This is a genomic window from Cellulomonas sp. SLBN-39, from assembly GCF_006715865.1.
Lineage (GTDB): Bacteria > Actinomycetota > Actinomycetes > Actinomycetales > Cellulomonadaceae > Cellulomonas.
On the sequence record NZ_VFOA01000001.1, the window covers coordinates 301635 to 315991 of the forward strand.

Sequence of the window (14357 nt, forward strand, 5' to 3'; positions counted from 1 at the left end):
TGGACGCGTCGCAAAGAATGATGATAGTCAAGTCATCGGCTTATTAGTACCGGTCAGCTACGGCAGTCGTTAGTCCTGCCTTCCACGTCCGGCCTATCAACCCAGTGTTCTGCTGGGAGCCTCTCACCCACAAGGGGCATGGAAACCTCATCTTGAAGCAGGCTTCCCGCTTAGATGCTTTCAGCGGTTATCCCTCCCGAACGTAGCCAACCAGCCGTGCTCCTGGCGGAACAACTGGCACACCAGAGGTTCGTCCGTCCCGGTCCTCTCGTACTAGGGACAGCCCTTCTCAAGTTTCCTGCGCGCGCAGCGGATAGGGACCGAACTGTCTCACGACGTTCTAAACCCAGCTCGCGTACCGCTTTAATGGGCGAACAGCCCAACCCTTGGGACCTACTCCAGCCCCAGGATGCGACGAGCCGACATCGAGGTGCCAAACCATGCCGTCGATATGGACTCTTGGGCAAGATCAGCCTGTTATCCCCGGGGTACCTTTTATCCGTTGAGCGACGGCGCTTCCACAAGCCACCGCCGGATCACTAGTTCCGACTTTCGTCCCTGCTCGACCTGTCAGTCTCACAGTCAAGCTCCCTTGTGCACTTGCACTCGCCACCTGATTGCCAACCAGGCTGAGGGAACCTTTGAGCGCCTCCGTTACATTTTAGGAGGCAACCGCCCCAGTTAAACTACCCACCAGGCACTGTCCCTGATCCGGATCACGGACCGAGGTTAGATATCCAGAGCGACCAGAGTGGTATTTCAACGATGACTCCACCGACACTGGCGTGCCGACTTCACAGTCTCCCACCTATCCTACACAAGCCGCACCGAACACCAATACCAAGCTATAGTAAAGGTCCCGGGGTCTTTCCGTCCTGCTGCGCGTAACGAGCATCTTTACTCGTAGTGCAATTTCGCCGAGTTCGCGGTTGAGACAGCGGAGAAGTCGTTACGCCATTCGTGCAGGTCGGAACTTACCCGACAAGGAATTTCGCTACCTTAGGATGGTTATAGTTACCACCGCCGTTTACTGGGGCTTAAATTCTGAGCTTCGCCTTGCGGCTAACCCGTCCTCTTAACCTTCCAGCACCGGGCAGGCGTCAGTCCGTATACATCGTCTTGCGACTTCGCACGGACCTGTGTTTTTAGTAAACAGTCGCTTCTCCCTGGTCTCTGCGGCCATCCACGCTGCCCCGGGCAAGCCGGTTCACGCTTCAGGCCCCCCTTCTCCCGAAGTTACGGGGGCATTTTGCCGAGTTCCTTAACCACGATTCTCTCGATCGCCTTGGTATTCTCTACCTGACCACCTGAGTCGGTTTGGGGTACGGGCGGCTAGAACCTCGCGTCGAGGCTTTTCTTGGCAGCATAGGATCACCCATTTCCCGCATACGCGGTACCCGTCAGTTCTCAGGCATACAAGGTGCGGATTTGCCTACACCTCGCCCTACAACCTTGGACGTGGACTACCATCGCCACGCTGGGCTACCTTCCTGCGTCACCCCTGTTAATACGCTTACCTACTACGGGATCGGGTCCCGTGCTCCCTGGCTCGGTGTCCCCGAAGGAACGATGAACCAGCTCGGACGGTTAGCATCACCGGGCTCGGTATGGGCGGTTCTTCGCCGGTACGGGAATATCAACCCGTTGTCCATCGACTACGCCTGTCGGCCTCGCCTTAGGTCCCGACTTACCCAGGGCGGATTAGCCTGGCCCTGGAACCCTTGGTCATTCGGCGGACGGGTTTCTCACCCGTCATTCGCTACTCATGCCTGCATTCTCACTCGTGTAGGCTCCACCACTGGGTCACCCCGCAGCTTCACTGCCCACACGACGCTCCCCTACCCATCCACACGACTGAACCACGAAGGCTTGTCACGAGTGTGAATGCCACAGCTTCGGCGGTGTGCTTGAGCCCCGCTACATTGTCGGCGCGGAATCACTTGACCAGTGAGCTATTACGCACTCTTTCAAGGGTGGCTGCTTCTAAGCCAACCTCCTGGTTGTCTGTGCAACTCCACATCCTTTCCCACTTAGCACACGCTTAGGGGCCTTAGCTGGTGGTCTGGGCTGTTTCCCTCTCGACTACGGAGCTTATCCCCCGCAGTCTCACTGCCACGCTCTGGCTTACCGGCATTCGGAGTTTGGCTAACGTCAGTAACCTGGTGGGGCCCATCGGCTATCCAGTAGCTCTACCTCCGGCAAGAAACGCGTGACGCTGCACCTAAATGCATTTCGGGGAGAACCAGCTATCACGAAGTTTGATTGGCCTTTCACCCCTAACCACAGGTCATCCCCCAGGTTTTCAACCCTGGTGGGTTCGGGCCTCCACGCGGTCTTACCCGCGCTTCACCCTGCCCATGGCTAGATCACTTCGCTTCGGGTCTAGAGCACGCGACTACAAACGCCCTATTCGGACTCGCTTTCGCTACGGCTTCCCCACACGGGTTAACCTTGCCACGTACCACTAACTCGCAGGCTCATTCTTCAAAAGGCACGCCGTCACCCCTGCTAGGGAGGCTCCGACGGATTGTAGGCACACGGTTTCAGGTACTATTTCACTCCCCTCCCGGGGTACTTTTCACCTTTCCCTCACGGTACTTGTCCGCTATCGGTCACCAGGTAGTATTTAGGCTTACACAGTGGTCTGTGCAGATTCACTCCGGGTTTCTCGGGCCCGGAGCTACTTGGGATCCCCTTCAGGAGACCACGCCATTTCGTCTACGGGGGTACCACCCTCTATGCCGGGCCTTTCAATGCCCTTCGACTATGACGCGATTTTCTGACTCCTCGCCAGCTCGGCAGAGCTGACCGAAAGGTCCCACAACCCCGTACGCGCAACGCCTGCCGGCTATCACACACGCACGGTTTGGCCTGATCCGCTTTCGCTCGCCACTACTCACGGAATATCTCTTCCTGCCGGTACTGAGATGTTTCACTTCCCGGCGTTCCCTCCACTCACCCTATATATTCAGGTGAGGGTCACCGCACATGACTGCGGCGGGGTTTCCCCATTCGGACATCCTCGGATCACGGTTCGTTTGCCAACTCCCCGAGGCTTATCGCAGGCTACTACGTCCTTCTTCGGCTCCTGGTGCCAAGGCATCCACCCTGTGCCCTTATAAACTTGACCACAAAGATCATTCAAAGATGCTCGCGTCCACTGTGCAGTTCTCAAGCAACCACCGGTCACCACCCAGACCCCGGCGCCTACCCACCCCCCGAAGGAGACAAGCGGTTCATCCGGACCAGACAGTCCCGACCTGAAAGACACAACCACAACGGCTGCTCCCTCAGGACCCAACAGCGTGCCAGGCCGACCCCACCAGCAGAACCTCACCTTTCCCTCCCCACCACCCGCACCCCGAAGGACACGAACAGCAGGCGTACTCAGCAGCCCCACCAGCACAAAGCCGGCCGTAGTCGATGTTCCACCCGTGAGCACCACCCCTGACACGAACGGCCAGGGCATGGGCCTGGACAACCACCCGCACCCCACGACAGGGCACGCCAGCTGCCAGATGCTCCTTAGAAAGGAGGTGATCCAGCCGCACCTTCCGGTACGGCTACCTTGTTACGACTTAGTCCTAATCGCCAGTCCCACCTTCGACGGCTCCCCCCACAAGGGTTGGGCCACCGGCTTCGGGTGTTACCGACTTTCATGACTTGACGGGCGGTGTGTACAAGGCCCGGGAACGTATTCACCGCAGCGTTGCTGATCTGCGATTACTAGCGACTCCGACTTCATGGGGTCGAGTTGCAGACCCCAATCCGAACTGAGACCGGCTTTTTGGGATTCGCTCCACCTCGCGGTATCGCAGCCCTTTGTACCGGCCATTGTAGCATGCGTGAAGCCCAAGACATAAGGGGCATGATGATTTGACGTCATCCCCACCTTCCTCCGAGTTGACCCCGGCAGTCTCCCATGAGTCCCCGGCATAACCCGCTGGCAACATGGGACGAGGGTTGCGCTCGTTGCGGGACTTAACCCAACATCTCACGACACGAGCTGACGACAACCATGCACCACCTGTACACCGACCTTGCGGGGCACCCATCTCTGAGTGTTACCGGTGCATGTCAAGCCTTGGTAAGGTTCTTCGCGTTGCATCGAATTAATCCGCATGCTCCGCCGCTTGTGCGGGCCCCCGTCAATTTCTTTGAGTTTTAGCCTTGCGGCCGTACTCCCCAGGCGGGGCACTTAATGCGTTTGCTGCGGCACGGAACTCGTGGAATGAGCCCCACACCTAGTGCCCAACGTTTACGGCATGGACTACCAGGGTATCTAATCCTGTTCGCTCCCCATGCTTTCGCTCCTCAGCGTCAGTTGCGGCCCAGTGACCTGCCTTCGCCATCGGTGTTCCTCCTGATATCTGCGCATTCCACCGCTACACCAGGAATTCCAGTCACCCCTACCGCACTCTAGTCTGCCCGTACCCACTGCAAGCCCCAGGTTGAGCCTGAGGATTTCACAGCAGACGCGACAAACCGCCTACGAGCTCTTTACGCCCAATAATTCCGGACAACGCTTGCGCCCTACGTATTACCGCGGCTGCTGGCACGTAGTTAGCCGGCGCTTCTTCTGCAGGTACCGTCACTTGCGCTTCTTCCCTGCTGAAAGAGGTTTACAACCCGAAGGCCGTCATCCCTCACGCGGCGTCGCTGCATCAGGCTTGCGCCCATTGTGCAATATTCCCCACTGCTGCCTCCCGTAGGAGTCTGGGCCGTGTCTCAGTCCCAGTGTGGCCGGTCGCCCTCTCAGGCCGGCTACCCGTCGTCGCCTTGGTAGGCCATCACCCCACCAACAAGCTGATAGGCCGCGAGCCCATCCCTCACCGATAAATCTTTCCAGACACTACCGATGCCGGTGCGTCTCATATCCGGTATTAGACCTCGTTTCCAAGGCTTATCCCAGAGTGAAGGGCAGGTTGCTCACGTGTTACTCACCCGTTCGCCACTGATCAGACCAGCAAGCTGGTCGTCACCGTTCGACTTGCATGTGTTAAGCACGCCGCCAGCGTTCGTCCTGAGCCAGAATCAAACTCTCCGTTAATGTCAAACAGCCACCCACCAGGCGAACCCAGCGAGCAACAGACACCACAAAGAAGCCCCAGCCATACAGCCAGGGCCAGAAACTGGCACCTACCTGAGCCACTCACACGGGGGTGCGAGCTGACCCAGATTCGATACCACAATCATGGCATCGACTACTTGGCACACTGTTGAGTTCTCAAGGAACAGACGCGCATCCACTCAAACCTTGCGGCTCTCACTGGAGGCTTCTCTTCGTTCGTGCTCCACCCTACCAGACCGACTCGCATTCCCGAACCAGGCATTCACCCGATCCAGAACCACTCATCCGCCCTTCCGGCGTCGTTCTCAACCCTACACCATTCATTTCCCCGCCCCAGCCTCACAGCCGAACCAGAAAAACAAACCAGCGAGAATCTCGAACAAAAACTACCCCACAACCCGGAACCCACCGAACCACCGAAGCGACCCGACAACCACCGAACTGCGGCCCCGCACACTACACCCCGACGCACACAGCGCCAAGATGACCAACACACGGGATGGCCCTGCTCCGCGGGACCGACCACCGAAGATCACCTCGGTGTCCGTTCCTCCCTGCCGGGCGGGCCTGGAGAACATTACCCACGGGCTGCCGGACGTGCAAACCGCGAGGTGCGTGACCGTGGTCACGCACCTCGCGGTCCGTCCCAGCGACGTCCGAGCGCCTCGCGAAGCGTCTGGTCAGCGCCCCGAGGAGACGTCGAGGACGGTCAGAAGAGAGCACCCGCGAGGGCACGGCGGGCGGCAGCGACCCGGGGGTCGTCGGTGCCGACGACCTCGAACAGCTGCACCAGCCGCTCCCGGACCCGCTCGCGCTCCGGCCCCGCCGTGCGGCGGACGACCTCGATCAGCCGCGCGAACCCGTCCTCCACGGCGCCGGCGAAGACGTCGAGGTCGGCGACCGCGAGCTGCGCGTCGACGTCGTCCGGGAGAGCGGCACCCGCGTCACGGACGGCGCGCGGGTCGGCAGCCGCGGTACGGATCATGAGCTCGACCTGGGCCAGACCGGCCCGCGCCATCGCGTCGCGCGGGTTCTCGCGCAACGCCTGCTCGTACGCCTCGCGTGCCGCCGGCAGGTCGTCCCGCTCGATCGCGTCGTACGCGGCCTGGTGCAGGGGCGGGAGCGCGGGCTCCTGCGGCTCCGGGTCGGTGGGCGCGGCGGGAGCCGCTGCCACGCGGCCGGTGATGCCGTTGGCCTCGGCAGCGGCGAGCAGCTGGTCGAGCACACCACGGACCTGCTCGGCCGCCGGCTGCCCCTGGAAGAGCGGGAGCGGCTGACCGGCGAGCACCGCGACGACCGTCGGCACGGACTGCGACTGGAAGGCCGCCGCGACCTGCGGGTTGGCGTCGGCGTCCACGCGTGCGAGCAGCCACCGGCCGGCGTCCGCCTCCGCCTCACGAGCCAGCTGGGCGGCGACCTGCTGGCTCGCCTCGCTCCACGGGGCCCAGAGGACCACCACCACGGGGTGCTCGGTCGAGGCCTGGACGACCTCGCCGAACGACGACTGGTCCACGTCGCGCACGTACCCGCCGGCTGCACCCAGCCCGCCCGGCTCCCCGGGTGCCGGTGTGCTGGGACGGGCGAGCGTGGACAGGTCCACGGCGCCGCGCACGTCCAGCCGGGGGCCCTGCGGGGGCGACGACTGCTGCGACATCACGAGCTCCTCCTGGTCAGACGATGACGCGGGCGACGCCCGCGCGTGCTGCTCCGGCGACGGACCGCCGGATCACTGGGCCTCGGCGTCCGTGACGGCGTGCTCGGCGGCGAGGACCTGGACCTGGGCGTCGCTCCCCGCCGGGGGGACGTACATCACGAGGACGTCGGTGAACTTGCGCGTGAAGCTCGTCGACGCCTCGGTGGCTCCGGCGAGCTCCGCGTAGAACGGCTCGATGGGGATCGTCCCGCCGTCGACCGTGAGGGTGACGGTCGACGTCGTCGACATCTCCTGGACCACGAGGGCGCCCCCGTCGACGGTCCCGAGCGCGACCACCGGGGCCTCGGACGGGGTGTACGTCTCGGTGAGCGTCCCCGCACCGTCGACCGCACCCTGCGTCGCGGTCCTCGCCTCCTGCACAGCCTCGCGGAACCCGTCAGCCGCGAAGGACGCCGCGTACTCCGACTCGTCCCCCTTCGACAGGACGTCCGCGTACCGGGCGCCGACCTCGGCCGGGGGCACGAGGAGCGAGTCGTCGTCGCCCGCGAGGACAGGGCTGCCCTCCTCGGTCGCCGCGGTCAGCGGCATCTGTGCGCCCGGGAGCAGGCGCGCCCAGCCCCACAGCCGGTACTGCGTCCGCGGCTCCGACTGGTGGAGGACCAGGATGCGAGGGGCCTGCAGGTCGTCCGGCTGCTCGGTGACGACCAGCTGCGTCCGCGGCCAGGTGTCGGACTCCGGAGTGATCACCGCCTGACCCTCGACGGGCAGCGAGGTCGGGGTCCGCTCGCCGTTCGACGCCGTCTGCCACACGTACTCCGCGCGGCGGATCGCCTTGGCCGGACCGAAGACCCTCGCGTCGAGGGCGGCGGCGTCGCGACTCTCGTCCGCCGTCGCCAGGACCTCGCCCAAGGAGGTCAGCACGCGTTCTGTCTGGGCGGCGCCCAGCACCGGCGGGGGGACCGCGCCGACCGGGTCCGGAGCGGGCGCCGGCAGCGGCGCGCCGCAGCCCGCGACGAGCGCGACCGCACCGGCGGCCGCGACGAACGCGGTCGCGCCCCGGCGAACACGTCGGGGCTGTCGGGTCGTGGTGCTCATCGGTCCTCCTCACGGGTGTCGTCGGTGCCGGGGACGGGCGGCATGCCCCACGCGCGACGCCACGCGTCGGCCCGCGAGCCCGCGTCACCGTCGGCGTCCTCGCCGCGCGACCACGCCGGGCGCGGACGTCCACCCGGAGGGGGACCGTCCACGTCGGGGCGCGGGGCGCGGCCCGACGCGTCCGGCGCCGGGGGCGTCGGGGCCCAGCCGGGACGTGCCTGGCTCCCCGCCCGGCCGGCAGGCGTGCCGGGACCGGCCGGACCACCGGGGGACCGCGCTCCCGAGGGACCCGGGCCCGCCGGCGGGACCGTCCCCACCGGCGCACCGGGCCGGGGTGGGACGGCGCGGCCGGGCGCCGCGGGACCGGGGCCCCGCGTCGGTCCCGCGGCCGTGGGGGCCTGCGAGGAGGTCGACGGACGAGGCCCCCACGCCGAGGTCGTCGGACCCTGTCCACGGCCGGGAGCCGGGTCACCCGGTGCGGAGGCGGAGGGGTGCGCCGGGCCGGGCGACGGGGCGGGACCACGGTCCGCGAGCCACGCAGGCCGAGGTCCGGAGCCGGTCGGCGCACCGGGGGTCGACGGCACGCGCTCCTCGCCACGCCCCCGGGAGGGCGACGGCGTCCCCGCCGTGCCACGTGGTCCTGGCGCGCCCGCAGCCGCGGCGGGCGGGGCCTCGGAGGCCGGGGCGGGCTGCTCGGGCGTCGCGCCACGGCGGCCCAGCGACCGCAGGCCCGGACGACGCGGGGGCGCGTCCCCCTGCCCGGACGCGCGCCGGCTCCGACGCCCGCCCGCGCCCGCGGCGTCCGGTGCGTCGGACGCCGCGGCGCGATCGGGAGCCGACGAGCCCGCGTCGGAACGGCCGGGCACGACCACCGGCTCGGGGGCGGCACGGACGACGGTCGGGACGACGGGCAGGGACTGGGTGCCCGGGCGGCCGCCGGCTTGCAGCTCACGCATCTGGCGGCGGGTCAGGCCGGCGGGCACGGCACCGGCCTCGACCACGGGCGTCGAGCCCGTCGCCACGGCGGTCCACCCCGAGCCGTCGCCCCGACGCGCCCGCAGCACGTCCCGCATGAGGAGAAGGAGGCTCAGCGCGACCAGCAGCGCACCGGCTCCCGCGGCCGGCCACAGCCAGGGGGTCGTCACCGTCTGCGGCCAGGCCAGCGAGATCGTCGGCGGGGTCGCACCGGTGCTGACCGCCATGACGCTCCAGCGGCCCTCGGCCTGGACCGTCCACTCGAGCTCGGCGGACCCCTCCCCCGTCGCCTCGAGGACCCACATGTCGGAACCCGCCGGGTCGACGGCCGTGGGCTCGTCCGCGGCCTCGCCCTCGGCGGCCTCGTCGGCGGCCGCCGTCGCGTCCTCGGCCGGGGGCTGGGTGGCCCCGTCGGTGGCGGCAGCCGTGGCGGCGTCGGTGGCGGCAGCGGTCGGGTCGGCCGCGGGCGTGTCGAGCCGCAGCTCGTGCCACCCGTCGAGGCCGGACACCCGCTGGTGGGGGTCCTCGCCCACCCAGCCGAGCACGTCGGTGTCACGGCCGACGACCAGCGTCACGGGGTCGGCGGACCCCGCGGTGGCCCGGACGGTGACGGCGTCACCGGCCATCTCGAGCACGCCCGCGTCGGTGATCACGGTGTGCTCGTCGGCGGTGGCGGTGGCCACGAGCACGTCGTCGGCCCGCCACACGGTCGCCGAGGCGACGCCCAGGGCGGCGAGGACGAGCCCGACCACCCCGATCGCGGCGTAGAGCAGTCGCTTGCGCACGCAGAGTCCTCTCGGGAGCGAACGACCCAGGATAGGCAGAGGTGTCCGTGCCGTCCGAACCGGGTCGGTCGTCGGACGGCACGGTGAAGGGTGCCAGGCTGCCCGCCCGCCCGGGGTCCGTCCGCACGGATACGTCGAGGTCGCAGGACCTGCACGGGTCGGACCCGACGCCGCCACACCCCGTGCGTCGCACCCTCACGGCGGGGCTGCGTGCGTATCCTGTCGAGCGGGGCACCGACGTCGAGACCACCTCGTCCACCGCCTGCCGCACCCCGGGCGGACGGGCCCCCCGACGAGGAGGACTGCCCCCGTGCCCGAAGCCCGGCCCCCGTTCCCCGTGGTCAACTTCCGCGGGTACGACCGTGACGCCGTCGACGCCAGGATCTCCTCGCTCGAGCAGGCCCTCGCCGACACCCGGGCCAAGGTCGAGGCGCTCGACTCGGAGAAGATGCAGGCCTCCGTCGAGCTGTCCGAGGCGCAGCGCCTCCTGCGGGAGGCCGAGCGCCCCACCTACTCGGGGCTGGGATCACGGATCGAGCAGCTCCTGCGGTCTGCCGAGGAGCAGTCCTCCGACGTCGTCACCCAGGCGAACACCCAGGCCGCCGACGCGCTCGCCCGGGCCAAGCTCGCCGCGGGCCAGCTGCGCGCCCGGGCGGAGAGCGAGGTGTCCGAGCTGCTCGCCAACGCCCGGCGCGAGGCCGAGGAGGTGCGCAGCACCGCCCACGCCGAGGCCGAGAGCTCGCTGCTGGCCGCGCAGCGCCGCGCCGAGGAGCTCGTCGGCTCCGCCGAGCGCGAGGCCGCCCGGATCCAGAGCGCCGTGCAGACCGAGGAGAGCGAGCGCCGCACCTCGCTCGAGCGCGAGCTGGGCACGCTGCGCGCGACCGTCGAGCACGAGGCGACGCAGCTGCGGATCGCGACCGAGCGCACGGCCAGCGATCTGCGGGCCCGCACCGAGGCCGAGACGACCGCGCTGCGCGAGGAGGTCGAGCGCTACGCGCAGGACCTGCGCCAGAGCGTCGACCGCGACACCACCGAGCTGCGGACGCGTGCCGAGCACGAGGCGGCCCAGCTGCGGACCGACGCCGACCGGTACGCGCACCGGGTGCGCTCGGAGGCTGCGGCCGAGGCCGCCGCGCTGCGCCAGGCCGCCGTCGAGGAGGCCACCGCGCAGCGGTCGGCGGCCGCCGACTACGCCGACGCGACCCGCTCCGCCGCCGAGCGCGACGCGACGTCCCTGCAGCAGCGGGTCGCCGCCGAGGTCACGGCGCTGCGGACCGAGTCCGAGCAGTACGCCGCGTACGTGCGGTCCACCGCGGAGCGGGAGACCGGCGAGATGCGGGCTGCCGTCGCCGACGAGGTCGCCCGCCTGCGCGCCGACTCGGAGGCGTCCGTCGCGGCGCTGCGCACCGAGGCCGAGCAGTACGCGACCGAGCTGCGGGCGGACGCAGAGCGCGTGAGCACGCAGCTGCGCGAGCGCACGGCCTACGAGGCCGCGCACCTGCGCGAGTCGACGGTGCGCGAGACCGACGAGCTGCGCGAGACCACCGAGCGCGAGACCGCCGAGCAGCGGGCCGCGGCCGACCGCGACACGGCGGAGCTGCGCGAGCGCACCCGCCTGGAGATCGAGCACCTGCACACCGAGGCACGACGCGCGGTCGGCGAGATCGTCGGCCAGGCGCGCGCCCACGCGGAGGAGATCGTGCGCCGCGCCGAGCAGCAGCTCGCCGACGCCGAGCTCGCGATCGCGTCCCAGCACGAGGCCGCCGAGCGCCAGGACGCCGAGCGGCACGACGCCGCACGCCTCGAGACCGAGGCGCTCGTCCGGGACGCGGAGGCGCACGCGGCGGAGGCCGAGGAGCGGGTCGCGAAGGCGCTCGCGCACGCCGAGCGGGTGCGCACCGACGCCGAGCGGCACGCCGCCGAGCTCGTCGCCACCGCCCGCCGCACGGCCGACCGGGTGGTCGCCGAGGCGCGCGAGCACGCCGAGAAGCAGATCGCGGACGCCACGACCGAGGCCGAGCGCGAGCGGACGAACGCGACCCGCCAGGTCGAGGACCTGCACCGCCAGCGCGAGTCGATCACGTCCTACCTCGACGAGCTGCGGCACCTGCTCGGCCCCAACCCCGACCGGGCCGCGCTGGAGAAGGCCGGCCGCATCGAGGCCGCCTTCGAGAAGACGCAGGCGTCCGCGCCGGCCCAGGAGAACCCGGTGCGGGAGAACCCGGTGCAGGAGACCGGCGTGCGGGAGGCCACCGCGCAGCAGCGCCCGGCGCAGGAGGACCCGGCTCAGGAGGAGCAGGACCGCCCGGCACCCACCCCGGCCGCCCAGCCCGCCGCCGCCAAGCGGCCCCCGGCGCGACCGGCCCGCCCGGCCGCACGGGCCGGCAAGGCGCGGCCCGCACCGGTGTCCGCCGCGGTCGCGGTGGTGCCCTCCCCCGCCGTGGAGCAGCAGCAGGGCCCGGCCGAGCAGCCCACGACCACGACGGACGCGGACGCCGAGCCCGACGAGGCCCGGACCGCGACCGACGGGACCGACGGTGCCGACACCGCGGCGACCACGCCCCCGGCTGACGGCGGGACGCCCGAGGCAGCTGCCACCGGGACCGACGACGGCCCCACAGGTCACGACGCGACCGACGAGCAGCCGTCGACCAGCGGCACCGCACGCTGACCGTGGCCGAGGACACGTCGGCGTGGCGTGAGCGGCGCCGCGAGGCGGCCGTCGCCCACGCCGACGCGCTCGCCGCCCGGCAGCGCGCCGAGTCGGACCGTGCCCGCGCGCTCATCCTGGCGTTCCTGGACGACGCACGCGCGGCGGGCGTCGCCCCCGAGCCGCTGCATGCCCGCAGCTACGACGGCAGGGCACGCTTCCGGACCCCGTTGCACGGGTGGTACCTGCGCCGGGACCGCACCGTGGCGGTCGGCACCGACGGGGAGTTCTACGTGCTGACCGCGCCCTCGAGCCTCGCCGCCCGCCTGCGTGGCGTGCAGCCGGCGCCGCAGGAGCCGCCCCTGGTCATCGGGGCCGGCGGCAAGGACGGCGAGTCCATCGACATGGCTGACGCGCTCGCCCGGGTGCTCGCGGGCGGCTGACGGTCGGCCCGGCGGCCGCGACGGTCGGCGCACGGCCGCGGCCGGGGTGCGGCCGGGGCACCGCCACGTCGGCGGCGGGGCGCACGACCAGCCGGGCCGTGAGGTCAGCGAGGCGGGGTCGCGTCGGTGCGCGCGACGAGCTCGGCGAGCGCCGCGGCGACCGGCGCCGGGGCCTCGACCGCGGTCAGGTGGCCCGCCCCCGGCACGACCACGAGCCGCGCCGTCGCGGACGCCGCCGCCATGTGCTGCGCGTGCTCGGGGCCGGTCACCTCGTCCTCGGCGCCGACGACGACGAGCACCGGGCCCGCGAAGGCCCGCAGCACCGGCGTGCGGTCGGGGCGAGACGCCATGGCCCGCTGCGACCAGGCCACCCGCGCCGGCGGCTGCTCGTCGACCCAGGCGCCGACGCGCTCCTCGACCTGCGGGCGACCGGTCCGGGTGGTGCCGCCGAGCAGCCCGGCGACCGCGCCGCGCACCGGGTCGACGGAGCCGGCGGCGTCGACGGCGTCGGCCGTCGCCAGCCGGCGGGCGGCCGCCTCGGGCGCGTCCGCCGTCGAGCGGGTGTCCAGCAGCCCCAGCCCGGCGACGAGCCCCGGGTGACGCTCCGCGAGGGCGAGGGCGACGTACCCGCCCATCGACAGCCCGGCCACGACGACGCGCGCGTGGCCCGCCGCGTGCAGCTGCGCCGCCACGCGGTCGGCGGCGTCCTCGAGCGAGGGCCGGCCGCCGAGCACGTCCGCGTCGGGGACGTCGGGGGCGACCACCGGCTGCCCGGGCGGCAGCGCCGCGACGACGTCGTCCCACAGCCGGTGGTCGAGCGGGAAGGCGTGCAGGAGGAGCAGCGGGGTGGGGGTCATGCGTCGTCCTCCGTGGTGTCGCGCCCGGTGGCGGCCGTCGTCGACGGACCGTCCCACGTGGTCGGCAGGGGCAGGGGGTGGCCGGGGGCGACGCGCGCCACGATCTCGTCGAGGACGCGCCGCACCGCCGTCTCCCCGACCCACAGGTGCTTGGCGCCGTCGACGCCGACGACCTGCGCCTGCGGGACCCGGGCGAAGCGACGGCGCGCCTCGTCCGGGCGCAGGTAGTCGTCCAGCTCCGGCACGAGCACGAGCAGCGGCTTGCCGAAGGCCGCCCACGCGTCGAGGTCGGCGTCCGTCGCGCGGTGCAGGGGCGGCGAGAGCAGGATCGCGCCCTCGACCGACGGGTCGCGACCGTGCATGAGCGCCAGCTCGGTCCCGAACGACCAGCCCACCAGCCAGCGCCGGGGCAGGTCGCGGAACTCCGCGAGCTCGATCGCGGCGTGCACGTCGAACCGCTCGCCGTCCCCGCCGTCGAACGCGCCGTCGCTCGTGCCGCGCGGGCTCGACGTCCCCCGCGTGTTGAAGCGGAGCACGGCCAGGCCCGCGAGCGCCGGCAGGCGCCAGGCGGCCTTGCGGTAGACGTGGGAGTCCATGTAGCCGCCGTGCGTGGGCAGGGGGTGCAGCGTGACGAGCGTGGCCACGGGCGGCACCGGGGCCCCGGCCTCGTCGACCGGGAGGGCGAGCTCGCCGACGAGGGTGAGCCCGTCCGCGGTGTGCAGCTCGACGTCCTCGCGGTGGGCGGGCAGGACGGTGAGGGATCGGATCGGTTCGGCGGGGTCCGCGTGGGTGCTCATCGGTGCCGAGCCTAGGCCGCGGACGGGCGC

General features: G+C 70.2%; 7 protein-coding genes and 2 rRNA genes. 2 read left to right on the top strand and 7 right to left on the bottom strand.

What is annotated here, in order from left to right; all coding sequences use genetic code 11:
- Positions 1–23 precede the first annotated feature (23 nt).
- The 5 genes from FBY24_RS01390 to FBY24_RS01410 form a co-directional block, all read right to left on the bottom strand.
- Positions 24–3130: ribosomal RNA gene (locus FBY24_RS01390) — 23S ribosomal RNA — on the bottom strand.
- Between the two features lie 399 nt (positions 3131–3529).
- Positions 3530–5050: ribosomal RNA gene (locus FBY24_RS01395) — 16S ribosomal RNA — on the bottom strand.
- Together the 16S and 23S rRNA genes form the textbook arrangement of a ribosomal RNA operon.
- 730 nt (positions 5051–5780) lie before the next feature.
- Positions 5781–6725: a tetratricopeptide repeat protein gene (locus FBY24_RS01400; RefSeq protein ID WP_142157441.1), complete on the bottom strand. Its 945-nt coding sequence runs from the start codon at positions 6723–6725 to the stop codon at positions 5781–5783.
- 72 nt (positions 6726–6797) lie between these two features.
- Positions 6798–7820, bottom strand: a complete 1023-nt coding sequence (locus FBY24_RS01405) for a hypothetical protein (RefSeq protein WP_142157443.1) — start codon at positions 7818–7820, stop codon at positions 6798–6800.
- Complete coding sequence (locus tag FBY24_RS01410) at positions 7817–9580, bottom strand: hypothetical protein (RefSeq protein ID WP_142157446.1); 1764 nt, start codon at positions 9578–9580, stop codon at positions 7817–7819. Before FBY24_RS01410 ends, FBY24_RS01405 begins: the two co-directional genes overlap by 4 nt.
- Positions 9581–9890: 310 nt before the next feature.
- On the opposite strand from FBY24_RS01410, the gene FBY24_RS01415 reads away from it, so the two are divergent.
- Both FBY24_RS01415 and FBY24_RS01420 read left to right on the top strand, forming a co-directional pair.
- Positions 9891–12251, top strand: coding sequence for a hypothetical protein (locus FBY24_RS01415; protein ID WP_255432153.1), 2361 nt, complete (start codon positions 9891–9893; stop codon positions 12249–12251).
- 2 nt (positions 12252–12253) lie between these two features.
- On the top strand, positions 12254–12673 hold the full coding sequence (locus FBY24_RS01420) for a hypothetical protein (protein ID WP_142157448.1): 420 nt from the start codon (positions 12254–12256) through the stop codon (positions 12671–12673).
- A 104-nt stretch (positions 12674–12777) separates the two neighbouring features.
- Here FBY24_RS01420 and FBY24_RS01425 read toward each other — a convergent pair whose 3' ends face one another.
- Both FBY24_RS01425 and FBY24_RS01430 read right to left on the bottom strand, forming a co-directional pair.
- Positions 12778–13530, bottom strand: a complete 753-nt coding sequence (locus FBY24_RS01425; protein ID WP_142157450.1) for an alpha/beta fold hydrolase — start codon at positions 13528–13530, stop codon at positions 12778–12780.
- A complete protein-coding gene (locus FBY24_RS01430) occupies positions 13527–14327 on the bottom strand; it encodes an alpha/beta hydrolase (protein WP_142157452.1) in 801 nt (266 codons plus the stop codon). The genes FBY24_RS01425 and FBY24_RS01430 overlap by 4 nt, the downstream gene beginning before the upstream one ends.
- Positions 14328–14357: the final 30 nt, after the last annotated feature.